The organism is Streptomyces sp. NPDC021356, from assembly GCF_040641015.1.
In the GTDB taxonomy this organism is placed as follows: Bacteria; Actinomycetota; Actinomycetes; order Streptomycetales; family Streptomycetaceae; genus Streptomyces.
The window spans coordinates 1-22538 of sequence record NZ_JBFACU010000050.1 but is presented as its reverse complement, the minus strand read 5'-3'; the positions used below and the strand labels follow the sequence as shown (position 1 = coordinate 22538).

Genomic DNA, 22538 nt, shown 5'->3' with positions numbered 1-22538 from the left:
TCCGGGGTGCGGGACCCGGGGCGGCGTAGCAGCGTGGTGGTGTGGTGAAGACGCTTGCCCCGGTATCGCGCCGGGACCCGCACCGGCGTGGCTGGCTGCGGGGTGCCCCGCCGCCGCGCTGGGTACGCGTCCTGCCGATCGCGCTGGCCGTCGCCGTCTGCGCGGCGACCCTGCTGAGCCCGAACCCGCTCGACATCGGGTTCCTGCTGGGCGCCATCCCGCCGCTCGCCGTGCTGTCGTACGGGCCGCTGACCACCGCGCTGCTCGGCGGCGCGGTGGTGGCCCTGCTGAGCGTGCCGGCCTTCCAACTGGACCACCCGGGCAACACCGACCTGGAGACGGTGTGCTTCGTCGCCGTCCTGAGCGTCCTCCTGTCGTACGTGCGCAGCCGCCGCGACGCGCAGCTCGACCTGGAGCGCACCGTCGCCGAGGCGGCGCAGCGGGCGGTGGTCCCGCCGCTGCCCGAGCAGGTCGGGCCGGTGTGCTGCGCGGGGCTGTACCGGGCCGCGCAGCGCGGCACGCTGGTCGGCGGGGACTTCTTCGACGTCCGCCGCGGGCCCCGTGGCGTCCGGGCGGTCATGGGCGATGTGCAGGGCCACGGGCTGGCCGCGGTGTCCACGGTCGCCGCGCTGCTGGGCAGTTTCCGGGAGGCGGTGCTGGACCGGCCGGGCCTGGCGGAGATCGTGGCGGCGCTGGACCGCCGGCTGGTGGTGGACTCGGCCGAGGTGCGGCACGCGGAGCTGTTCGCGACGGCCGTCCTGCTGGAGTTCGCCCGCGACGCCCGGTCGGTGCGGTTGATGACGTGCGGGCACCCGCCCCCGATCCTGTTGCGGGACGGGACCGCGAGGGAGATCGCCGTGACCCCGTGGACGCCCCTCGGCCTCGGCCTCTCTGACGGGCTCCCGCCGCAGGACGGCCACGTCGAGCGGCTACGGCCGGGGGACGTGCTCTTCCTGGCCTCGGACGGGGTCACCGAGGCCAGGAACGCCGAGGGCACGTTCTACCCGCTCCTCGACCGGCTGCCCCGGCTCGCCGACCACGAGCCGGCCGTCCTCGCCGACCACGTGCTGGCCGATCTCCTCGCGCACTGCGGAACGATCCGCGACGACGTGACGATGCTCGTCCTCACCCCGTGCCCGCCGGAGGTGAGGGAGGCGGAGTGAGGCGGGCTAGGCGGGCAAGGCCGGTGGGGAGGCCGGGGCAGGCGGTCTTCGGTCGCGGCTGGGCCGCGGTGCCCGCGGTGCCGTCGTGCCGCTCAAACTTCTCGAGCGCACCCGGCGGTGCAGAGGCCGTCGTGGCCGCTGGTCGTGCAGCCGGGGGCGGCGGACCGGGCGGGGGCCCGCCGCGGCGACGGCAGGACCAGGTGGACGGGCGCTCCGGGCGCCACCCGTACGACCGGCCGCGGCGCGGGCGCGGACGGTGGCACCGAGGCTGACGCGGGGGCGAGGACGGACTCCGGCGCTGCCCCGAGGACGAGCGCGGGCTCAGGCGCAAGCGCCGGCGCAGGGGCGGGAGCGGACCCGGACGCCAGTGCGGACCCGGACGCCGGCGCGGGCGCGGATGCCGACGCGGGGGCGAGGACGGACTCCGGCGCTGCCCCGAGGACGAGCGCTGCCCCGAGGACGAGCGCGGGCTCAGGCGCAAGCGCCGGCGCAGGGGCGGGAGCGGACCCGGACGCCAGTGCGGGCTCGGATGCCGACGCGGGGGCGAGGACGGACTCCGGCGCTGCCCCGAGGACGAGCGCGGGCTCAGGCGCAAGCGCCGGCGCGAGGGCGGGCGCGAAATCGGGCGCGAGATCGGGCGCCGGTGCGGGATCGGACGCTGGTGCAGGGGCGGGTCGTGCTCCGGCACCGGGCGCGGGGCGTCGGCGGCGCTCGCGCAGGACGGTGCCCGCGCCTATGGTCCCGGCGATGAGGACGCCGCCGATCACCAGCGCGCCCCGCGCGCCCACGGTCTGCATCAGCAGCCCGAGCAGCGGCGGGCCGACCAGGCTCCAGCCCGTGCTCGCGGTGCGCCACACGCCGAGGACGCGCCCCCGCATGTGCGGCGGCGGATCGGTCTGCAGGACCGTCGTGCCGGCCGTGTCGGAGACCGACTCCACCACGGCCATCGGGGCCACGAGCAGCAGCAGGATCCACAGGGCCGGAGAGAGACCGGCGGCGATCTGCAGCACCGCGCCGGCCGCGGCGAGGGCGCCGACCAGGCGGACGGAGGGGCTGCGCAGGCGTCCGGCCAGCACCGCACCGGCGACGCCGCCGACGGCCAGGACGGTGGAGACCGTGCCGAACGCCCCGGCGGCCCCGCCCAGCGGACCGGTCACCAGCACCGCGAGGGTCAGTCCGTAGTTACGGCCGAAGACGCTGCTGATCGCGGTGATTCCGGCCAGGGCGACGAGCCGCGGACGGCGCAGGAAGAAGCCGAGTCCCTCGCGGGCGCCGGTGCCCCGCCGGGCCGGTGCCGGGGCGGCGGGCCGCCGCGGCGAGGCCGGTGGGGCCGGTACGGCGGGCGCCTCCTGCCCGGCTTCGGGGTGTGGGCGCAGGAAGGGGATCACCGCGGCGACGGCGAGGAAGGAGATGCCGTTGGCGGCGTACGCGGCTCCGGGCCCCCACCAGCTGACCACCACCCCGGCCAGAGCGGTGCCCCCCACCCGGCCCGCGCCGCTCACCACCGAGCCCAGCGCGATGGACGACGGCACGTCCTTCGGGGGGACGAGGTCGTTGCCGAGCAGGGCACAGGCGGGCGCGTCGACGGTGGCGATCAGCCCGGTGACGGCGGCGAGCACCATCAGGACGGGCACGGTCAGCTGATCGGTGAGGACGAGCGCGGCGGTCGCGAAGCCGACCACGGCGAGCAGGGCCTGGCTCAGCGACGCGGTGAGCCGCCGCGGCCAGGCGTCGACCGCCGCGCCGCCGACGAGTCCGAGCAGGAGACCGGGCGCGGCCTGCGCGGACAGGGACAGGCCGGTCGCGGCGGCGGAGCCGGTGAGGTGCAGGACCAGGAGGTTCTGGGCGGTCAGCTGCATCCAGGTGCCCGCGTTGGACACCAGGTTGGCCGCCGACCACCAGCGCATGCTGTGGTGGCGCAGGGCCCGCCAGGGGGCACGGTCCTCTCCCCCGGCCGGGCGGCGCGCCGGGCGGCGGGGGGAGGGCAGGACCACTCGGCGGGCAGCGGTCGCGGGCACGGGTGAGGAAGCAGAGGGGAATGAAGCAGCAGGGGATGAAGCAGAGGGGGATGAAGCCACGGAAGGACGCTTTGCGTGAGAGACCGGACGACTTGCCGTGCTGTGCCGCCGGGGGCGGCTCGACGGTGAGACGTGGTCGGGCACAGCGGCTGCCCATCATCACAGACGGGACGGCACGGTCGGTGCGGGCGACGGCCCGCGCGGTCCGCGAGGGAGCCCAACTCGGCTCCGGGGTCGCCCGGTTGCGGGCGCGGTGGTGTTCCTCACAGGAAGCCGGGGGCGCGGGGCCCGTACCGTGCGCCGACCGGACCGGTCCCCCGTTCCGGTCCGCCCGCGCACGCGGTCCCCGCGTAACCCCGCGGCCCGTTGAACTTACGTGGCGCTTACGGGCGTCAAAACCGCGTCGGTGCCCTTTCGGGCAACCGGAGGACTCACCCGTGCACAGGTGAGTCCGTAATGCCCCTGTTGAGCCTCCCCGGCCCTTCGGATCAAGCCCCGTCCGGGGTCGGCTCCGCCCGGATCGAGCCCTTGCCCGGCGTCGGCTCCGCCTGAATTCAGCCGCGGGCGGGTCCGTCGAGGGACGGCGGGTCGAGGTCGCCCGCCGCCATCTGGGCCAGGACGACCTCGTAGAGGTCGCTGCCGACGGCCAGGAGCTGCCGTTCGAGGACCGGCTCCACACCGCGCACGTGTTCGCGCACGGTCTGCGCGTGCACGCCGAGCAGCTGGGCGGCCCGCTCGGCGTTGCCTCCGGCGGCCGTCCAGGCGCGCAGCGTGCCGCGCAGGTCCCGGGTGTCCGCCGCCAGGCGCCCGAGGAGTTCCCGCGCCCAGGTGCGCAGCGCCGGCCCGGTCAGCAGCTCGCCGAAGCCGGCCCGGTGGGCGCCCGCCACCGGTCCGGCGGCCGGTTCGGGGGCGATACCCGCCTGCGTGTTCAGGGCGAGGTGGACGGCGGCCCGGACGGTCAGCAGTGAGAAGTCCGCGCCGAGCAGTCCCTCCACGCGTTCCATCCGGGCGCGGACGGTGTTGCGGCTCACCCCGAGGATCCGCGCCGCGCTGACCGCGGTGAACTCCAGGCCCAGCCGGGTGGTGGCGACCAGTTCGGCGCGGGTGTGGTGGGCGAGGGCGTCCAGGGGGCGCAGCAGCCGTCCCGACCAGGCGCGCAGCGCCTCGTGGTCCATCAGGCGCTCGGGGTGGGTGCGCTCGGCGTACACGGCCGTACCGTCCGGGCGGAAGCGGGCGAGCGCGAGGGCGCTGATCGCCTGTCCGTAGGCCGTGGCCGTCCGGGCGAGGCTGTGCCGGACACTGCCGCCGAGGAAGGTCCGCGGGCGCGCTCCGGCGAGCGCGCGCAGCTGCGGGCCGGTGTCCTCGGCGGGGGCGATGACGATGACGTGGCCGTCCACCGCCGGGCAGCGGACGACCAGGGCCTGCCCGCCGGTCGCGTCCAGGCACTCGGCGGTCAGCCGCTCGCGCTCGTCGTGGTGGACCTCCAGGACGTAGACGTGCGCGGTGTCGGTGTCGAGCAGGCCGGGCCACAACCCCGCCGCCACCCGGCGGGCCGAGACGATGTCCTCCACCATCAGCAGTTGCAGGATGGCCAGACGCAGGGCGGACGTGGCCTGTTCGAGGCGGCGTCCGGCCTCGCTGGTCTCGTCGGCCCGCAGCAGCAGTTCGACCACGCCGGCGGTGCGGGTGAGCATCTCCGCGGTCCGCCGGTCGAAGGGGGCGGCCCGGGACACGGCGAGCACACCGGCCGCGGGCTCCTGCGGGCGTCCCACGCGCACGGCACGCACATGGCGCCCCTCGTCCTGGAGCGCGGCCGAGGCGAACCGGCCCGCGAGGACGTCCGCGAGCACGTCGGCGGCCAGCGGCACCGGGGCTCCGGCGAGGAGGGTGCCCGCGCCGTCCAGGAGGCAGACCGTCCCGTGGGCGGCGGCGGCGAGCCAGGCCACCACCTTGCGGACGTCGCGCCCGGTCGGCCGCAGCTGGTCGAGGAGTTCCTCGGCCCACGTCGCGTGCCCGCTGTCCCGGTCGTCCGCCGGGACGGCCCCGTCCTGTCGGCCGGCCATGTCGGCGCTCTCCTCCCGCTTCGTACACCGCACTGACCTCGGCGTTCTTGGTCCGGGACGTTACCAGCGACCACTGTCGCCGTCCTGTGAAAGGCCGCCACGCACGGGTGCGCACGACAGAGCCCGGACGGTAGCGGGCGGACGGAAAGGGGCGGCTTCGCCGGTGGGTCACGGGGGGGGGAGGTGAGCGACCGGCGAAGCCGCGCGCCCGGGGCCGGGGGGACAGCTCCCGAGCGGTGTACAGCTCTGGTTCCCCGCCTTTCGCCGGGTACGCCCACGAAACTCGCCGAATTCACGGGCCGCCCCGGGACGGTCCGCAGGGGCGCCGTCGCTCCCCCACGGCACCTGTGCGGCGGGGTCCTGGTGGACGGCATAAGCTCGGCGGATGGCGAAGTACTTCGACGTGCACCCGGACAACCCCCAGCCCCGCGCCATCCGGCAGGTCGCCGACGACCTGCGCGAGGACGCGTTGATCGCGTATCCGACCGACTCCTGCTACGCCCTGGGCTGCCGGCTGGGCAGCCGCGACGGCGTCGACCGGATCCGGTCGATCCGCCGCCTGGACAACCGGCACCACTTCACGCTGGTGTGCCAGGACTTCGCGCAGCTCGGCCAGTTCGTACGGATCGACAACGACGTGTTCCGCTCGATCAAGGCGGCCACACCCGGCAGTTACACCTTCATCCTGCCGGCGACACGTGAGGTGCCGCGCATGCTGCAGCACCCGAAGAAGAAGACCGTCGGGGTGCGCATCCCCGACCACGCGGTCACCCAGGCCCTGGTGGCGGAGCTCGGCGAGCCGCTGCTCTCCAGCACCCTGCTGCTGCCCGACGAGGACGAGCCGATGACGCAGGGCTGGGAGATCAAGGACCGGCTCGACCACGTGCTGGACGCGGTGGTCGACTCGGGCGACTGCGGCACCGAGCCGACCACTGTCGTCGACTTCTCCGGCGGGGAGGCCGAGATCGTCCGGCGGGGGGCCGGGGACACGTCACGGTTCGAGTGAGTCCCGGTCCGAGCGAGTCCTCGATCCGCCGAGTCCCGGTCCGAGCGAGTCCTCGTCCCGGCGAGTCCCGGTCCGGGTGAGACCTGGGCCCGCGTGGCCGGGGCCGTCGGCGCGGGCGCGGACGGGCGTGTCACCATGACCATGATCCGCCCGCCCCGCCTCCCGGCTCCGGACGCCCGGCCGGCACCCCCGGCTCCGTTCGGGCAGGGCGCCGCGGGCACCCCCCACGGCCGGTGATGCCCTCGCCGGCGAGCGCGTAGGAAGGCAGCTCCCCATGACCTCCGTACAGGGACAGGCCGTCGAGATCCCCACCGAGGACGGCACGGCAGACGCCTATCTGACCCACCCAGGGGACGGGCGCCCCCATCCGGCCGTCCTGTTCTACCCCGACGCGTTCGGCCCGCGTCCTCATGTGGAGGGCATGGCCGACCGGATCGCCGCGGCCGGTCACACCGTGCTGGTGCCCAACGTGTTCTACCGTCACGGGCGGGCGCCGGTCGTGGAGTTGCCGGAGTTCATCGACCTGTCCCAGCGCCCGGAGATCTTCGGCCGGATCATTCCGCTCATGCAGTCCCTGACGCCGGAACTGACGCGGCGTGACGCGGGTGCGTACCTCCGGCTGCTCGCCGACCACCCGCTGGCGGCCGACGGGCCGGTGGCCGTGACGGGCTACTGCATGGGCGCCCGGCTGGCCCTGCTGACCGCGGGCGCGTACCCGGACCGGGTCGCGGCGGTGGCCGGGTTCCACGGCGGCGGACTGGCCACCGACACCCCCGACAGCCCGCACCTGGCCGCCGCGGACATCACGGCGGAGCTGTACTTCGGGCACGCGGACAACGATCCCTCGATGCCGCCCGAGCAGATGGAGCGCCTGGAGAACGCGCTCACCGAGGCGGGCCTCCGGCACCGCTGCGAGGTCTACCCGGGTGCCTCGCACGGCTTCACGCAGGCCGACACCGACGCCTACGACGCGAAGGCGGACGAACGGCACTGGACGGCCCTGCTCGACCTGCTGGGGCGCACCTTCGGGTGACCGACGGGCGGTCAGTTCGCTTGCGCGGCCGGTCGGTTGACGGGAAGGACCCGTACCCGCCTGCCGTGCGCGGTGCACCGGGTTGTTACGGTGCACCGCGTGTCTGACTCCTCACGCGATACCGTCGAAGGCGCCGGCTGGACCGACGCCGAACGCGGCACCTACGGCCGGCTGATGCCGGGCCGGGTCGAGAAACTGTCGTGGCTGAACCCCCGGACCCTGTGGGCCGCACGCAACGGCGTGGCCGCGTCCTGGTTCGGGGACCCCACGGGGCAGACCCGTTCCCGCTGGGTGGCGCAGCGGGCGGCCGCCGGCGCCCCGGCGGACAAGGTGATCCGGCGCACGGAGGCGGACCGCTTCTCCTTCATGGTCATCGGGGACACCGGCGAGGGCGGCGAGTCGCAGTATGCCGTCGTGCCGGGTTTCCTGAAGGCCTCTCAGGGCACGTCGTTCGCCGTGCTCGCCAGTGACGTGATCTACCCGGTGGGCTGCACGGACGACTACGGAAGGAAGTTCTTCCAGCCGTACCGCGACTATCCGGCGCCCATCTACGCGATACCCGGCAACCACGACTGGTACGAGGACCTCGGCGGTTTCATGCGCGTCTTCTGCGACGACGCCCCGCCGCTGCCGCCGGCGCCCCGTCACCGTCCGCCGGGCCGTGCCTGGTGGCGGGCGCTGCTGTGGCACCGGCCCCGCCCGGCGGACGAGCAACGGCTCGCCGAGGCGCGCAAGTTGCGCTCCGCCCCGGGACAGCAGGCCGTCCAGCCGGGCCCGTACTGGGCGATCGACGCCGGGCCGGTACGGATCGTCGGCATCGACACGGGTCTGCTCGGCACCCTCGACGCCGAGCAGGGCGCATGGCTGCGGGAGGTGTCCCAGGGGCCCCGCCCGAAGATCCTCGTCACCGGTTCGCCGCTGTACGTGGACGGCGAGCACCATCCCTGCGCCATCGAGGGCGGCGGCACCGTCGACGACATCGTGCGCGACCCGGCCCACCACTACGTGGCGGCGATCGGCGGCGACATCCACAACTACCAGCGCTATCCGGTGGACGTGGACGGCCGCACCGTCCAGTACGTCGTCTCCGGGGGCGGCGGCGCGTTCATGCACGCCACGCACACCATTGCGCGGGTGTCGGTCGCCGGCGTCACCGAGTCCGACTTCCGCTGCTATCCGCTGCGCGGCGACTCCCTGGCGTTCTACAGCGCCCTCTACGGCCGGCGGCTGCGGCTGCGCCGTTTCTTCACGCTCACCGAGGCCGAGGGGATGGCCGTGATAGCCGAGCGGCTGGGCATGCCGCCCACCCGCGCGCCGGGCGGCCCGGTCCGGGTCACCAGGCGGGTCCGCCTGGTCGCGAGCCTGCTGGGCGCCGGCCGCCGCCCGGACCGCCGGGCCCGCCTCCGCCTGCCGGTGCGCAAGATCTACACCCGGTTGTTCTCGCCGGGCTCGGTCACCTACAGCCCGCCGTTCTTCAAGTCGTTCCTGCGGCTGGACGTCACCCCCGAGGAGGTCCGGCTGCGCTGTTTCGCGGCGACCGGCAACCGTGCGCAGGAGGTCGACCCGCCGGTCGAGGACGAGGTGGTCATCCCGCTGACCGCCGCCGTCTGAGCGGCCCCTGCCGGCGGGACATGCGTCACCGGCGGGCCCGTACGCCACCCGCGGCCCGCCTCACCAGCGTCCGGTGCGCTGCCGGTGAGCGGTTCGCAGGGGCGGCCGTCCGCCCCCACCGGTACGTCGCCACTCGGCATCACCCGGTGCGTGATCCGCGGGGAGCCGAGGCGGGCGGTCTCGCCGGGCGCCAGGTGGATGGCGGCCCGGTTGTCGCAGAAGGCCACGCTGCCCGGCTCCCAGCGGGAACGGACCGGGTACTCGGGCCGTACGGCCTGATCGAGGAACATCTCCAGGAGGGCCCGTCATCCGCTCCGATGCTCCACTGCCCGCCCGTCACGTCCTGGGGGAGATCGTGAGAGGCCTCGCGGCGGACGGCGTCAGGGCCTCGCGCCGTGAACTCCCCTGGTAGGGCGTTCCGCAACGCCGGACGCGGGCCCTGCCGTGCTAGGGCCGCTCCGGCGGGGGTACCCGGCCCCGGTGGGCGCGGGCGGACGGTCCGGGCGAGGGCGAGGAGGTCCAGGTGGGTACGGACGAGCGGCTGCGGGAGTATCGCGGCAAGCGCGACTTCGGGCGGACCCGGGAGCCGTCGGGCCGACGCAACGGTGCCGGGTCCGGCCCCCGGTTCGTGGTGCAGATCCACGACGCCCGCCGGATGCACTTCGACTTCCGGCTGCAGGTGGACGACGTACTGAAGTCCTGGTCCGTCCCCAAGGGCCCCTCCGGCGACCCGCACGACAAACGGCTCGCGGTGCCCACGGAGGACCATCCGCTGGAGTACGAGCACTTCGAGGGCGTGATCCCGAAGGGCGAGTACGGCGGCGGCACCGTGATCGTCTGGGACCGCGGCACGTACGAGCCGCTGAGCCACGACCGGCGGGGGCGGCCCGTGGACTTCGCCGAGTCGCTGGAGCGCGGGCACGCGACGTTCCGGCTGCACGGTGCCAAGCTGCACGGCGAGTACGCCCTCACCCGCTTCCGGGACGGCCGGGACGCCGGCGAGGAGGAGGCCTGGCTGCTGGTGAAGAAGGCCGAGGGCCGCGCCCGGGGCGGGCACGGCACCCCCGATCCGCGCCGGGCCCGCTCGGTGCGCACGGGCCGCACCCTGGCGCAGGTCGCCGCGGAGGGCGGCGAGGAGTGAGCGGGGCCTGCCGCGTCGGCCCCCGGGTCCCCCGCCCGCCGCGTGGCCGGCTCAGGCGCGGTGGGCGCGCAGGGCGGCCAGGGCGCGATCGGCGTGGGTGTTCATGCGCAGTTCGCTGCGGACGACCGCGAGGACGGTGCGGTCCTGTGCGATGACGAAGGTCGCCCGTCTGGTCGGGGCCAGGGCCAGGCCGCGCCGCACGCCGAACCGTTCGCGGACGGTGCCGTCGGGGTCGGACAGCAGGGGCATGCCGAGGCCGTGCCGTCCGGTGAACTCCCGCTGGCGCTCGACCGGGTCCCCGCTGACGCCTACGGGCCGCGCGCCGACCTCGGCGAACTCCGCGGCGAGGTCCCGGAAGTGACAGGCCTGCGCGGTGCAGCCACGGGTCAGCGCGGCCGGGTAGAAGAACAGCACCACCGGTCCGTCGGCGAGCAGCGCGGACAGGGCCCTCGGGGTCCCCGTCTCGTCGGGCAGGGCGAAGTCCGCGACGGTGTCGCCCTCCCGCACCGCGCCGCGCCCGGTCATGCGGCGCGCTCCGCGCCCCTGGCGACGCCACGGGCCCACAGGACGAGCGGGACTTGCAGGGGCAGCCGCCCGAAGGCCACGGCCTGCTGCCGGGCGGGCCGGTGGCGCCGGTCCACCGCCATCTTGACGTTGGCGGGGAAGACGCCGACGAAGAAGGCGGCCGCGGCCGGCGCGGCGGCCTTCCGGGTCCGGGGCGCGGCGAGGCCCGCCGCCAGCGCGAGTTCGGCGACGCCGCCGGCGTACGTCCAGGCGCGGGGGGTGCCGGGCAGGGCGCCCGGGACGATCGCGTCGAACTGCCGGGGGGAGGCGAAGTGGGCGGCACCCGCGGTGGCCAGCAGGCCGGCCAGCAGCAGGGGGGAGCGTTCGGACCGGGACACGGTTCCTCCATCAAGGACCTGCGCAGATCCGCGGCAGACCTGCGGCGCGATCCTACTGGAGAGTAGCTACGGCGGGGAGGGCTCGCCCGGCCGGTGGAAGCAGCGCCCGAACAGGGGAAAGCGGCGCGCAGGGGGCGTGCGGCACGGCCCGGCCGTCGACACCTCAGCCGTGACCCTGCCACTGATCGCACCCATGCTGGCCACGCCCGGCACCCTGCCGCCCGCCGCGCAGGACGCGCGCTGGGCGTACGAGACGAAACAGGACGGCCAGCGGGCCGTGGCGTACCTGCCGGGCGACGGGTCGGTGCTGCTGCGGGCCAGATCCGGTGAGGACATCACGGCCGCCTACCCCGAACTGGCTCCGCTCGGCCGGGCCCTCGGCGCCACGCCCGCCGTGCTGGACGGGGAGGTGCTGGCGCTGGACGAGGAGGGCCGCGCGAGCTTCCAGCTGCTCCAGGGCCGGATGGGGCTGGCCCACGCCCCCGCCGTCGCCGCGCGCCGGGCGGCGCGGGTCCCCGTCCACCTCGTGCTCTTCGACGTACTGCGCCTGGGTCCCGACTCGTTGCTCGCCCTGCCCTATGTCCGGCGCCGGGAGCGGCTGGAGGCGCTGGACCTGCACGGCCCGTACTGGTCCACGCCCGCCGCCGTGGTCGGCCACGGTGCCCGCGCCCTGGCCGCCACCCGGGAGCACGGGCTGGAGGGGCTGGTCTGCAAGCGACTGGACTCGGTGTACGAGCCGGGGGTGCGCTCGCGCGCCTGGATCAAGATCCGCAACATGCGCACCGAGGACGTGCTGGTGGGCGGCTGGCTGCCCGGCAAGGGGCGGCTCACCGGTCTGCCGGGCGCCGTGCTGGTGGGCCAGCGCGGCGGCGGGAGGCTGCGGTACGTGGGCAGCGTGGGCACCGGCTGGAGCGAGGCCGAGCGGACGGAGCTGGCCGGACTGCTCGCCGCGCTGGCCACGGACGTGTGCCCGTTCGACCCCGTCCCGGCCGCGCGGGAGGTGCGCTGGGTCCTGCCCCGGCTGGTCGGCGAGGTGCGCTACAGCGTCCGTACCCGGGCGGGCATGCTGCGCCAGCCGTCCTGGCTGCGGCTGCGCCCCGACCTCGCCCCCGAGGACGCGGCGGCCGACCTGCCGGACGACACGCGGCCGTGAGGCGCGCGCGGGGCCCGGGTCCGGAGGACGTACGGAAGGTCTATCGTGTCCCGCATGTCCGTGCCCGAACTGATCCGTATCGTCTCCCGCGACTCGCCCATGGCGCTCGCTCAGGTGGAGCGTGTCCGCGCCGAGTTGGCCGTCCTGCACCCCGGTGTGCGCACCGAGGTGGTGCCGGTGAAGACCACCGGTGACAAGTGGCTGGGCGAGCTGGCGAAGGTCGAGGGCAAGGGGGCGTTCACCAAGGAGGTCGACGCCGCCCTGCTGGCCGGTGCGGCGGATCTCGCGGTGCACTGCCTGAAGGACGTGCCCGCGGACCGGCCGCTGCCGGCCGGCACCACGTTCGCCGCGTTCCTGAAGCGGGACGACATCCGCGACGCCCTCGTGCACCCCGGCGGGCTCACCCTGGACGAGCTGCCGCCCGGCACCAGGATCGGTACGTCGGCGGTGCGCCGGATCGCGCAGCTGGCCGCGTCCCACCCGCACCTGACCTGCGTGCCGTTCCGCGGCAACGCCAACCGGCGGCTGGAGAAGCTGGCGGCCGGTGAGGCGGACGCGCTGCTGCTGGCCGCGTCGGGCCTGGAGCGCATCGGACGGCAGGACGTCGTCAGCGAGGTGCTGTCCGCGGACGCGATGATGCCGCCGATCGGCGCGGGCATCCTCGCCCTGCAGTGCCGCGAGGACGACGACGAGCTGATCGGGGCGGTCAGCGGGCTCGGCGACGGCGACACCCACCGCGCGGCGAGCGCCGAACGCATGTTCCTGCACGTGTTGCAGGGCCACTGCAACAGCCCGATCGCGGGGTACGCGCAGGTGGACCGGAGCGGTGAACTGTCCCTGCGGGCATGTGTGTTCACCCCGGACGGCAAGACCCGGCTGAACGCCCACGAGTGGGCCGGCCGGCTGGACGCCGCGACGCTGGGGACCTCGGTCGCCGTGGCCCTGCTGCGTCAGGGCGCCCGCGACATCATCGACGGCATCCCCCACTGACACGAGGCCCGGCGCTCCCCGAGGGCCGGCGCTGACCCGAGGCCCGGCGCTGACCCGAGGGCCCCGCGCTGCCGCGAGGGTCCGGCGCGCGAAGCGTGCCGGGCTGCCGGGTCAGCCGGCGGCGCCCGGCTCCGCCTGGTCGCGCAGGAAGACGCTGACCTGGTGCGCCAGGCCGCCCTGTCCGCCCGGGCAGCACGCGCCCGCTCCGACGGGCCCCTCGTGCACATCGACGCCGCCGCTCCACAGGCGGCGGTCGGTCCACTCGTCGTCCACGCGCAGCTGCACCTGGACGTCGACCCGGGTCAGGAACTCCTCGGGGCCGGCCGCGTACAGCACGGCGGTGGCCCGACGCAGCGGGTGGACGTCGTAGCCCTCGATGAACTGGGAGTTGCGCCAGTCGACGAACGCGCCCTCCCCGTCGGGGCCGATCCGCACGTCGATCTGGCCGTCCTCCAGGTGGATGCCGAAGTGCTCCGTGCCGCGGTTCTCGACGGTGGCCCGGATGCGGAAGTACGTCAGTCCGTCGGCGGCGTCGTCACGTCCTCGGGGCGGCTCGGCCAGCTCCAGTCGGTGGACGCGGACGCGCAGGCCGGCATGCTCGTCGTACTCCTGCCAGTCCCCGACCACGTTCGGCTCGTACACGGTGCACCTCTCGACTACCAAGAGCTGCTTCCTATCTGTGCGCCGAGCGCACTGTCAAATGCACGTAATGCGCCGTGGCCAGGGAATTCCCGCGCTTTGATCGGTGATCAAGCCGTGCGCTGGAGAAATCCCCGGGCGGCCGCTCGCGGCGGTCGTCGCGAGCGTGCCGCACATCACGTCCGGCCGGGGTACCCCGTCACCGGGCCAGCCGGCCGACGAGGGCGGAGGCGGCGGCGACACCGGCCGCGGCGGCCACCACGAGGACGGTGAAGTCGAGCGCCAGGTGCGAGGGGGTGCCGAGCAGCAGACCGCGCAGGGCGTCGACCTGGTAGCTGAGCGGGTTGACCTTGCTGACGACCTGGAGCCAGCCGGGCATGACGGCCACCGGGTACAGGGCGTTGGAGCCGAAGAACAGCGGCATGGTGATGGCCTGTCCGATGCCCATCAGGCGGTCGCGGTTGAGCACGATGCCTGCGATGGTCATGGACAGGCAGGAGAAGAACGCCGAGCCGAGGACCACGGCAGCGGCGACGCCGAGCAGCCGGAGCGGGTTCCAGGTCATCGCCACCCCGAGCAGCGCGGCGATGACGACGACCACGAGGGCTTGGATCAGCGACTTCACCCCGGCGGCGAACGCCTTGCCGGTGACCAGCGCCGAGCGCGGGGTGGGCGTGACCAGCAGCTTGTTGAGGACGCCCGCGTCGCGCTCCCAGATGATCTGGATGCCGTAGAAGATGGCGATGAACATGGCGGACTGGGCGATGATGCCGGGCGCCATGAAGTCCAGGTAGGGCAGGCCGCCGGTCGGGATCGCGTGGATCCGGCTGAAGGTCTGACCGAAGATCAGCAGCCACAGGGCGGGCTGCACGGCGCGGGTGTACAGCTCGGTGCGGTCGTGGCGCAGTTTCTGGAGCTCCACCGCGCACATGGCCGCGACGCGGGCGGGCAGCAGCCGCCAGCCCGCGCGGGCCCTCGGGGGTCGCACCAGCAGGCCGATGCCGTCCGCGAAAGCGGGGTCAGCCGACCCGGTGGGCGGTGCGGCGGGTGTTTCGGACATCGCGGAAATCTCCTGAGCTGTCGTCGAGACCGCTGCCGGCCACGTCGCGGAAGACGTCCTCCAGGGTGGGCGGCGCGGCCGCGGCCGGGCCGCCCTCGGCGCGGCGCCGCTCGCCGAGCCCGTGCCGCAGCTCGGCCGGGGTGCCGAGCGCCCGGATCCGGCCGCGGTGCATCAGGCCGACGCGGTCGCAGTACTGGTCGGCCTCGTCCATGTAGTGCGTGGTGACCAGGACCGTCATGCCGGTGGCGGCGCGCACGGCGTTGATGTGCTCCCACACCCCGGTACGGGCGATGGGGTCCAGGCCGATGGTCGGCTCGTCGAGGATCAGCAGGCGGGGCGCGCTGACCAGTGCCTGGGCCAGTTCGAGGCGGCGGACCATGCCGCCCGAGTAGGTCTTCGCCAGCCGGTCGGCGGCCTGCGTGAGGTCGACGGCGGCCAGTGCCTGGGCGACCCGTGCGGCGCGTTCACGGCGCGGGACGTCGAAGACGCGGGCGAAGAGGGTGATGTTCTCCCGGCCGGTGAGGGCGGCGTCGGCGGACAACTGCTGGGGGACGTAGCCGAGCAGCCGGCGTACGGCCATCCGGTCGCGCGCCGGGTCGTGCCCGAAGACGCGGACCATGCCGGCCGGGACCGGCAGCAGGGTGGTGACGCAGCGGATGGCAGTGGTCTTTCCGGCGCCGTTCGGCCCGAGCAGCCCGAACACCTCGCCCTGCCGCACGGCCAGGTCCAGACCGTCGACGGCCTTGGTCCCGCCGAAGGCGTAGGCGAGGCCGGTGCAGGTGACGGCGTCGGGGGCCGGGCCGGCATCGCGGGCCGGTGCGAGCGCGGGACCCGATCCCAAAGCGCGACCCGGCCCGGTCCCGGGAACCGGTCCGGTCTCCGGACCCCCTCCGGCGGCCTCGGGCGTGGGCGGGTCTGTCATGGGCGGGTCCGTCATGCGCGGGTCCGTCATGGGCGGTCGGCCTCCTCACGCAGGTTCTCGGTCAGGCCGCGCAGGGCCGGGATCGCCGCGCGCAGCGCGTCCCGGTCGCTCTGCTCCAGCCGGTCGAGCTGGTCGCGGACCAGGGCGGCGCGGCGCGTCCGCCAGTCCCGCAGCCGCGCCCCGGCCGCCTCGGTCAGCAGCAGGCGGGCGGCCCGGCGGTCGGCGGGATCCGTCTGCCGGACCAGCTGTCCGTCGCGGACCAGCTGGTTGACCAGCGTGGAGACGGAGTTGCCCGCCAGGTGCAGTTCCTTGGCCGCCTCCGTGACACCGATGCCGGGGCGGGACTCGACCAGGCGCAGCAGCTCGACCTCGGCGCCGCGCAGCCGGGTCACGGTCAGCCCGGCGCGCAGCCGGCGCCGGATCAGCCGCTGGAGCCCGACGAGGGCGTCGGCCAGTTCCTCGGCGTAGGCGTCCGGCTCCGGCGCCGGCTGCCGCGCGGGCGCCGGTTCTGCTTCCACGCTCCGACATTACCTCTGTCACAGAGGCAAGTACCCCCAAGGTTCGGTCAAGTGAAAGCCGACGGTCACGGAACCGGCGCGGAATTATTGTTTTCCGGCCCGTCACACCCTGGTTGGTTGAATGCGCAGATTTTCTTCCGATGGAATTCTCCGGCCGTTCGGCGACGAATGAGAATCGCCCGGTCGCATACCGTCACCGCATTCCAGGAATTGTTTCGGAATGCCCGGCCCCGGGAATCCGCATTTCAGTGCTTCGGACCGGAGGCACGCCCGTGGGAGCCGGCGCGCCGGGGCCCGACGCCTTGCGAGCAAGACGTTGCCCCGCGCCTCCCGTGGTGTCCGTCCATCCAGCACCTGCTGAGGGAGGCGCAGCACATGCGTACCACCGGCAGAACGAAGACCCACCCGCACGACGACGCGCCCGACACCGCGGCGGCGTTCGAACGGCTCGCGGGGCTGCCCGAGGGAGCCGAGCGCAAGGCGCTGCGGGACGATCTGGTCCAGGTGTGGCTGCCCATGGCCGAGCGGATCGCGGTCCGGTTCAGGGGACGCGGCGAGGCCCTGGAGGACCTGTACCAGGTGGCGGCGCTCGGCCTGGTCAAGGCCGTCGACCACTACGATCCGGCGCGCGGCTACGCGTTCGAGGCGTACGCGGTACCGACCGTCACCGGCGAGATCAAGCGGCACTTCCGCGACCACATGTGGACGCTGCACGTACCGCGCCGGGTCCAGGACCTGCGCAACCGGGTGCGGCGGGCGGCCAAGGAACTGGCGCAGACGACGCCGGGCCGGGCGCCGACCGTCGAGGAGATCGCCGCGTACACGCACCTGAGCGTGAGCGACGTGCGCACCGGCATGGAGGCGCTGGACTGCTTCGCCGCGCTGTCGCTGGAGGCGGAGGTCCCCGGCACGGACGGTTACGCGCTCGGCGACGGCCTCGGCGAGCCCGACCCGCGCTACGACCTGGTGGTGGACCGGGTGGCCGTGCGGCCCTGCCTGGAGGCGCTGCCCGAACGCGAGCGCATGATCCTCTACCTGCGGTTCTTCGGGGGCATGACACAGAGCCGGATCGCCCAGCAGCTCGGCATCTCGCAGATGCACGTCTCGCGGCTGCTGAGCGGGTGCTTCGCCCAGTTGCGCGAGGAACTGCTCGCCGAGACCGGCTGACCGGCCTGCCGGGGACCCACCGGTGCCGTTTCGGCGGTACGCGGGGGGTACTCGGCAGGCGCCCTTGGGGGTTCCGGTCGGACACTGGTGACAGACCGGTGGCCACCGGTCGACGAGACCAGGACGTGCCATGGACCACGACACGACACCCGCCCGACCCATGACCGGCCCCGTCTCCACGCAGACGGTGTGCGGCGCGCCCTGCTGGGTCAGCCTGACCAGCCGTGACCTGGAGGCCACGGAGGACTTCTACCGGGCCGTGCTCGGCTGGGAATGGCGTTCGGCCAAGCTCGGCGACCGCTTCCGCATCGCGCTCGCCGACGGCGCGCCGGTCGCGGGGATCGCGGCGGTGGCGGCCATGTGGCAGATGGCCGTGGCCTGGACCCCGTACTTCGCGGTGCCCAGCGCCGACCGGGCCGTCTCCCGGGTGCAGGAGCGCGGCGGCACATCGGCGGTCGGCCCGATCTCCCTGCCGCCCGGCCGGGCGGCGCTGCTCGCCGACCGGGACGGCGCGACCTTCGGGATCTGGGAGGGCGAGCTGTTCACCGACTGGGAGACGTGGCGCAAGGCCGCGCCCGCCTTCATCCGGCTGCACACGCGCGACGCGTTCGACGCGGCGATCTTCTACGGCGAGGTCCTGGACTGGGCCTCGGAGCGGCCCGGCTGCTGCGAGGTCCGCTACGAGGGGAACGAGGTCGTCCTGCGCAGCCACGGGGAGGTCGTCGCCCGGATCGAGTCGGGAGCCCTGGAGGCGGCGCCCGACCCCACCATCCGGCCGCACTGGCAGATCCACTTCCGCGTCGCCGACGTGGCCGCGTGCGCCCGGGCCGCGGAGAGTCACGGCGGCAGTGTCCTGCGCGAGGGCGCCGAGGAGGCCGTGCTGCGCGACCCGGACGGCGCGCAGTTCACGGTGACGTCCCGCAGGGAAGCCTGACCGCCGCCCCCGGTCGCACGCCGCGGCCCCGCCCCTCCGACGGATCGACGCGAGGGGCGGGGCCGCGGCGCGAGGGGCGCGGCCCCGGTGTGGGGATCAGCGGGCCGTCTTCGGGGGCCGGGAGAGCAGGACCAGGCTGCGCCGCTGCACGCACAGCTCGCCGGAGGCCTTGTGCTCGGCCTCGTCCGGCGGCCCCTGGGGCTCGGCGGTGTCGACGAGCGTGGTCCAGCGCTCGCCGTAGGCGCCGCCGGGCAGGCGGAAGTCGACCGGTTCCCAGTAGCCGTTGAGCAGCAGCAGGAACGAGTCGTCGACCACGGGCCGGCCCTGCGGATCGGGCTCGGCGATGGCGTCGCCGTTGAGGAAGACCATGACGGAGTGCGCGTCGGAGCGCTGCCAGTCCTCCTCGGCCATCTCCCGGCCGTCCGGCAGCATCCACACCAGGTCGGGCAGCGGCTGGTCGTCACGGGTGGCCGTCTCGCCCTGGAAGAAGCGGCGCCGGCGCAGCACGGGGTGGGCGGTGCGCAGGCCGATGACGTACCGGGTGAAGTCCGCCAGCTCCCGCTGCTCGCGGGTCAGCCGCCAGTCGATCCAGGAGACCTCGTTGTCCTGGCAGTAGGCGTTGTTGTTGCCGCCCTGGGTGCGGCCGAGTTCGTCACCGTGGCAGAGCATGGGGATGCCCTGGGAGAGCAGCAGGGTGGCGATGAAGTTGCGTTGCTGACGCGCCCGCAGTTCCAGGACCGCCGGGTCGTCGGTGTCCCCCTCCGCCCCGCAGTTCCAGGACCGGTTGGTGTTCTCGCCGTCCCGGTTGCCCTCGCCGTTGGCCTCGTTGTGCTTGTCGTTGTACGACACCAGGTCGCGCAGCGTGAAACCGTCGTGCGCGGTCACGAAGTTGACGCTCGCGCGCGGGCGGCGCCTGTTGTGCGCGTACAGGTCGGAGGAGCCGGTCAGCCGGGACGCGAGGTCGCCGAGCGTGTGCTCCTCGCCGCGCCAGAAGTCCCGTACGGCGTCCCGGTACAGTCCGTTCCACTCCGACCACAGCGGCGGGAAGTTGCCCACCTGGTAGCCGCCCTCGCCGACGTCCCAGGGCTCCGCGATCAGCTTGACCCTGCTGATCACCGGGTCCTGCTGGATCAGGTCGAAGAACGCGGAGAGCCGGTCCACCTCGTGGAACTGCCGTGCCAGGGTGGCCGCGAGGTCGAAGCGGAAGCCGTCGACGTGCATCTCGGTGACCCAGTACCGCAGCGAGTCCATGATCAGCTGGAGCACGTAGGGGTGGCGCATCAGCAGGCTGTTGCCGGTGCCCGTGGTGTCGTAGTAGTGCGCCCAGTCGCCGTCGACCAGGCGGTAGTACGAGGAGTTGTCGATGCCCCGGAAGGACAGCGTCGGGCCCTTCTGGTTGCCCTCGGCGGTGTGGTTGTAGACCACGTCGAGGATCACTTCGAGGCCGGCCGCGTGCAGCGCCTTGACCATCGCCTTGAACTCGGCGACCTGCTGGCCGCGGGTGCCGTGGGCGGCGTAGTCGTTGTGCGGCGCGAAGAAGCCGATCGTGTTGTATCCCCAGTAGTTGGACAGGCCGCGGCCCTGGAGCACGCCGTCGTGGACGAACTGGTGGACCGGCATCAGTTCGACGGCCGTCACACCCAGCGAGGTCAGGTGCTCGACGATCGCGGGGTGCGCCAGCCCGGCGTAAGTGCCGCGCAGTTCCGGCGGGACGTCGGGGTGGGTGCGGGTCAGGCCGCGCACGTGGGCCTCGTAGATCACCGTGTCGGCGTAGGCCCGCCGGGGCGGGCGGTCCCCGCCCCAGTCGAAGGCCGGGTCGGTGACCACGCCGAGCAGGGTGTGCCCGGCACTGTCGGCCGGGTCGGGTCCGTGCGGGGCGCGCTCGTAGAGCGAGGGGTGCTCGTCCATCCGCCCGTCCACGGCCCTGGCGTAGGGGTCCAGGAGCAGCTTCCTGGGGTTGCAGCGGTGGCCGGCGGCCGGGTGCCAGGGGCCGTGCACCCGGTAGCCGTAGCGCTGGCCCGGTCCGACACCGGGCAGGTACCCGTGCCACACGAACCCGTCGGCCTCGGTCAGCGGCACCCGGCGGTGGGCGCCCGCGTCGTCGACGAGGACGAGTTCGACGTGGTCGGCGACCTCGCTGAACAGGGCGAAGTTGGTGCCCTCTCCGTCGTACGCGGCCCCCAGGGGGTAGGGGTACCCGCTCCACACGGGCACGGGCACCCCTTTTCCGCTCTTTGCGCGGCTCGTGCGCCGGGTCACCGGGCCCCCTCCAGAACGCCCTCGGGCCGGCTGAGCGGTGAGGCGAGCGCGGCGACCGGCAGCGCGCGGGGCGGCTTCAGGCCCTCGCGCAGGGTCGGGGCCGGGGCCTTCGCGACCAGCGGGACGCGTACCCCGGCGCGGGCCCGCTGCGAGAACCAGATGATCTTGCTGCCGGTCTCGGCGGCGCAGCAGCCCCAGCCGTCGCTCGTCGCCGCGATGCGGGCCAGGCAGCTGCGCAGGTCCTGGTCGGGGCGCAGGTCGTGGTTGTTCTCCCCGACCGCGGTGATGAGGTGCTGGCCGGTCCACCACATCTCGATGGACGTGTGCTTGTCCCGTGCGTGCTCGTCGATGGCTTTCAGCAGCATCTCGGCGCCGCCGCACACGGGGTCGACGAGGTCCTCCAGGTCCCAGAACCTGAGGTGAGCGGCCAGGATGCGCCTGACCTGTCCGACCCGTTCGGGGCTGACTTCCACGTCGAGGTGGTAGTAGCAGGGCACTGCTGTCTTCATCGTCGTTCGCTCCTCACCGGCGAGGCCCGCGCTCCTTTTCCGCCCTTGCGGGCCGGATCCCCGAGCACGAAGCGTGAGCATGTTTTGCCTCTGAGTCAGATCCACACTGCGGGCGCTACGCCATTCGTGCAACACGAGCGGGTGGCGCACGGACGGCGCACGGGCGGCGATCCGGAAGGGTGAGCTGGTTGAAGATCCAACAGGACGGTATGTCGTTGAACGTGCACCATGAGTGAAAGTCTCGAGCGCCGTGAACGGGACCGCGTGCCTTCGCGTGCGCGGTCACCGCCCCGATCGTCGGGGAAACGTGCCCATCGAGCGCTCCCGAAAGGTGAACGGCGCCATGCTGCTACCTGCCAAAGCCGAAGTCGCCCGGCATCTGCGGCACTACCGGTCGTGGGAACGCGCGATGCTCGCGTCTCCCGACGACCGCCGGGTGCGGGCCACCTTCGAGGACGCGGGCTACACGCTGTGCGTGCTGATGGGCAAGCGGTGCGCGCGGGAGGCGGCGGACGCCGCGGAGCGCTACCTGCGGACCACTCTCGTCACCTATCTGCGGGAGCAGGGCGCCGGCCGGCCGCACGTGGGCGTCGTCGCCCGGCGGGGCCGGCGCGGGGCCGGGGAGCGGCGCCGGGCCGAGGACCGGCTGACGGCGAAGGACCGGCGCTCCCCCGCCGGGACGTAGGGCTCACGCCCTCCCCCGCGCCGTCCCGCGAGGCGACACCGTTCCGAGAGCCCCCATGGGCAGCACCGCTGCGGCAAGCGTCCGCGAGGCGGCGCCGCTTCGAGAAGCACCGAGCAGTACCTGGTTCCCGGCCGGGCGTCAGCCCGGCCTCAAGCACGGTGGAGGTGACACCCATGAGTTCGACCCCGAGTCATACCCGGGCCATCGGCCGCATCCCCGTGCGGGACGTGCGCCCGGCCGTGGAGAGCGGCAGGCGACCGGCCAAGGCGGTGGTGGGCGAGACGTTCCAGGTCACCGCCACCGTGTTCCGTGAGGGCCATGACGCGGTCGCGGCGAACGTGGTCCTGTGCGACCCGCAGGGGCGGCCGGGGCCGTGGACGCCGATGCGCGAGCTGGCGCCCGGCACCGACCGCTGGGGCGCCGAGGTCACGCCGGGCGCGACCGGACGCTGGGCCTACCACGTGGAGGCCTGGAGCGATCCCGTCGCCACCTGGCGCCACACGGCCCACATCAAGGTTCCGGCCGGGATCGACGCCGGGCTGGTGCTGGAGGAGGGCGCGGACCTGCACGCCCGGGCGGCGGCGGGGGTGCCCGAGGGGCCCGAGCGGGACACCGTGCTGGCCGCCGTCCGGGTGATGAACGACGACGCTCTGCCGGTGATGACCCGGTGGGCGGCGGCGTTGACGCCGGAGGTGGACGCGGTCCTGGCCCGCCACCCCCTGCGCGAGCTGGTCACCGCCTCGGACCCGCTGCCCCTCCAGGTCG

20 protein-coding genes and 2 pseudogenes are annotated in these 22538 nt (G+C 74.2%); 11 read left to right on the top strand and 11 right to left on the bottom strand.

All coding sequences use genetic code 11. The annotated features are described in order from the left end of the window. The first annotated feature begins 41 nt into the window (after positions 1–41). The gene (locus AB0G56_RS38260) at positions 42–1163 is read left to right on the top strand and encodes a PP2C family protein-serine/threonine phosphatase (protein WP_360979675.1); all 1122 of its coding nucleotides are present in this window, start codon (positions 42–44) and stop codon (positions 1161–1163) included. 644 nt (positions 1164–1807) lie between these two features. On the opposite strand, the pseudogene AB0G56_RS38255 reads toward AB0G56_RS38260, so the two are convergent. Further along, positions 1808–3157, bottom strand: a pseudogene (locus AB0G56_RS38255) (MFS transporter); the annotation flags it as partial. Between the two features lie 578 nt (positions 3158–3735). Beyond that, complete coding sequence (locus AB0G56_RS38250; RefSeq protein ID WP_360979672.1) at positions 3736–5244, bottom strand: helix-turn-helix domain-containing protein; 1509 nt, start codon at positions 5242–5244, stop codon at positions 3736–3738. Between the two features lie 385 nt (positions 5245–5629). On the opposite strand from AB0G56_RS38250, the gene AB0G56_RS38245 reads away from it, so the two are divergent. The 3 genes from AB0G56_RS38245 (at position 5630) to AB0G56_RS38235 (ending at position 8894) form a co-directional block, all read left to right on the top strand. Further along, the gene (locus tag AB0G56_RS38245) at positions 5630–6250 is read left to right on the top strand and encodes an L-threonylcarbamoyladenylate synthase (protein WP_360979669.1); all 621 of its coding nucleotides are present in this window, start codon (positions 5630–5632) and stop codon (positions 6248–6250) included. Between the two features lie 274 nt (positions 6251–6524). Beyond that, positions 6525–7283: a dienelactone hydrolase family protein gene (locus tag AB0G56_RS38240; RefSeq protein ID WP_360979666.1), complete on the top strand. Its 759-nt coding sequence runs from the start codon at positions 6525–6527 to the stop codon at positions 7281–7283. Positions 7284–7382: 99 nt separating this feature from the next. Further along, positions 7383–8894, top strand: coding sequence for a metallophosphoesterase (locus AB0G56_RS38235; RefSeq protein ID WP_360979663.1), 1512 nt, complete (start codon positions 7383–7385; stop codon positions 8892–8894). 71 nt (positions 8895–8965) lie between these two features. On the opposite strand, the pseudogene AB0G56_RS38230 reads toward AB0G56_RS38235, so the two are convergent. Beyond that, positions 8966–9199: pseudogene (locus AB0G56_RS38230) on the bottom strand (TauD/TfdA family dioxygenase); the annotation flags it as partial. A 218-nt stretch (positions 9200–9417) separates the two neighbouring features. Between AB0G56_RS38230 and AB0G56_RS38225 the strand changes: the two are divergent. Further along, entirely contained in the window at positions 9418–10035 is a 618-nt protein-coding gene (locus tag AB0G56_RS38225; protein WP_360979660.1) for a DNA polymerase ligase N-terminal domain-containing protein, read from the top strand. Positions 10036–10086: 51 nt separating this feature from the next. Here the strand turns inward: AB0G56_RS38225 and AB0G56_RS38220 are convergent, their stop codons facing one another. Both AB0G56_RS38220 and AB0G56_RS38215 read right to left on the bottom strand, forming a co-directional pair. Then, complete coding sequence (locus AB0G56_RS38220; RefSeq protein ID WP_360979657.1) at positions 10087–10560, bottom strand: peroxiredoxin; 474 nt, start codon at positions 10558–10560, stop codon at positions 10087–10089. Further along, positions 10557–10937: a hypothetical protein gene (locus tag AB0G56_RS38215; protein WP_360979654.1), complete on the bottom strand. Its 381-nt coding sequence runs from the start codon at positions 10935–10937 to the stop codon at positions 10557–10559. The genes AB0G56_RS38220 and AB0G56_RS38215 overlap by 4 nt, the downstream gene beginning before the upstream one ends. 169 nt (positions 10938–11106) lie before the next feature. Here AB0G56_RS38215 and AB0G56_RS38210 point away from each other — a divergent pair, with 169 nt between their 5' ends. Together AB0G56_RS38210 and hemC are read left to right on the top strand one after the other, a co-directional pair. Beyond that, positions 11107–12090, top strand: coding sequence for an ATP-dependent DNA ligase (locus tag AB0G56_RS38210; RefSeq protein WP_360979651.1), 984 nt, complete (start codon positions 11107–11109; stop codon positions 12088–12090). Positions 12091–12144: 54 nt separating this feature from the next. Then, the gene (gene hemC / locus AB0G56_RS38205) at positions 12145–13080 is read left to right on the top strand and encodes a hydroxymethylbilane synthase (RefSeq protein WP_360979648.1); all 936 of its coding nucleotides are present in this window, start codon (positions 12145–12147) and stop codon (positions 13078–13080) included. A 111-nt stretch (positions 13081–13191) separates the two neighbouring features. On the opposite strand, the gene AB0G56_RS38200 is transcribed toward hemC, so the two are convergent. From AB0G56_RS38200 to AB0G56_RS38185, 4 genes are all read right to left on the bottom strand, one after another. Continuing rightward, positions 13192–13722 carry a hypothetical protein gene (locus tag AB0G56_RS38200; RefSeq protein ID WP_360979646.1) on the bottom strand — a complete coding sequence of 177 codons (531 nt, stop codon included), beginning with the start codon at positions 13720–13722 and terminating at the stop codon, positions 13192–13194. 196 nt (positions 13723–13918) lie between these two features. Continuing rightward, the gene (locus tag AB0G56_RS38195) at positions 13919–14779 is read right to left on the bottom strand and encodes an ABC transporter permease (protein ID WP_360979643.1); all 861 of its coding nucleotides are present in this window, start codon (positions 14777–14779) and stop codon (positions 13919–13921) included. Next, entirely contained in the window at positions 14739–15620 is an 882-nt protein-coding gene (locus AB0G56_RS38190) for an ATP-binding cassette domain-containing protein (protein WP_360979639.1), read from the bottom strand. Before AB0G56_RS38190 ends, AB0G56_RS38195 begins: the two co-directional genes overlap by 41 nt. A gap of 107 nt (positions 15621–15727) precedes the next feature. Next, positions 15728–16219, bottom strand: coding sequence for a MarR family winged helix-turn-helix transcriptional regulator (locus tag AB0G56_RS38185; RefSeq protein ID WP_360979636.1), 492 nt, complete (start codon positions 16217–16219; stop codon positions 15728–15730). Between the two features lie 375 nt (positions 16220–16594). Between AB0G56_RS38185 and AB0G56_RS38180 the strand changes: the two genes are divergently transcribed. Next, the gene (locus AB0G56_RS38180; RefSeq protein WP_360979633.1) at positions 16595–17386 is read left to right on the top strand and encodes a SigB/SigF/SigG family RNA polymerase sigma factor; all 792 of its coding nucleotides are present in this window, start codon (positions 16595–16597) and stop codon (positions 17384–17386) included. Between the two features lie 130 nt (positions 17387–17516). Continuing rightward, positions 17517–18320 carry a VOC family protein gene (locus tag AB0G56_RS38175; RefSeq protein ID WP_360979630.1) on the top strand — a complete coding sequence of 268 codons (804 nt, stop codon included), beginning with the start codon at positions 17517–17519 and terminating at the stop codon, positions 18318–18320. A gap of 96 nt (positions 18321–18416) precedes the next feature. Here AB0G56_RS38175 and glgX read toward each other — a convergent pair whose 3' ends face one another. Both glgX and AB0G56_RS38165 read right to left on the bottom strand, forming a co-directional pair. Beyond that, positions 18417–20534 carry a glycogen debranching protein GlgX gene (gene glgX, locus AB0G56_RS38170; RefSeq protein ID WP_360979627.1) on the bottom strand — a complete coding sequence of 706 codons (2118 nt, stop codon included), beginning with the start codon at positions 20532–20534 and terminating at the stop codon, positions 18417–18419. A 41-nt stretch (positions 20535–20575) separates the two neighbouring features. Further along, complete coding sequence (locus AB0G56_RS38165) at positions 20576–21088, bottom strand: pep a2 (RefSeq protein ID WP_360979624.1); 513 nt, start codon at positions 21086–21088, stop codon at positions 20576–20578. A 343-nt stretch (positions 21089–21431) separates the two neighbouring features. Here AB0G56_RS38165 and AB0G56_RS38160 point away from each other — a divergent pair, with 343 nt between their 5' ends. After that, complete coding sequence (locus AB0G56_RS38160; RefSeq protein ID WP_360979621.1) at positions 21432–21773, top strand: DUF5133 domain-containing protein; 342 nt, start codon at positions 21432–21434, stop codon at positions 21771–21773. Positions 21774–21946: 173 nt separating this feature from the next. Continuing rightward, positions 21947–22538 (top strand): maltotransferase domain-containing protein (locus tag AB0G56_RS38155; RefSeq protein ID WP_360979618.1); only part of this gene is annotated, 592 nt, incomplete at its 3' end.

Coding starts and splice junctions, on each gene's coding strand:
- AB0G56_RS38250 (WP_360979672.1), bottom strand. CDS start 5,244: ATGGCCGGCCGACAGGACGGGGCCGTCCCGGCGGACGACCGGGACAGC.
- AB0G56_RS38245 (WP_360979669.1), top strand. CDS start 5,630: ATGGCGAAGTACTTCGACGTGCACCCGGACAACCCCCAGCCCCGCGCC.
- AB0G56_RS38240 (WP_360979666.1), top strand. CDS start 6,525: ATGACCTCCGTACAGGGACAGGCCGTCGAGATCCCCACCGAGGACGGC.
- AB0G56_RS38220 (WP_360979657.1), bottom strand. CDS start 10,560: ATGACCGGGCGCGGCGCGGTGCGGGAGGGCGACACCGTCGCGGACTTC.
- hemC (WP_360979648.1), top strand. CDS start 12,145: ATGTCCGTGCCCGAACTGATCCGTATCGTCTCCCGCGACTCGCCCATG.
- AB0G56_RS38195 (WP_360979643.1), bottom strand. CDS start 14,779: ATGTCCGAAACACCCGCCGCACCGCCCACCGGGTCGGCTGACCCCGCT.
- AB0G56_RS38180 (WP_360979633.1), top strand. CDS start 16,595: ATGCGTACCACCGGCAGAACGAAGACCCACCCGCACGACGACGCGCCC.
- AB0G56_RS38175 (WP_360979630.1), top strand. CDS start 17,517: ATGGACCACGACACGACACCCGCCCGACCCATGACCGGCCCCGTCTCC.
- AB0G56_RS38165 (WP_360979624.1), bottom strand. CDS start 21,088: ATGAAGACAGCAGTGCCCTGCTACTACCACCTCGACGTGGAAGTCAGC.
- AB0G56_RS38160 (WP_360979621.1), top strand. CDS start 21,432: ATGCTGCTACCTGCCAAAGCCGAAGTCGCCCGGCATCTGCGGCACTAC.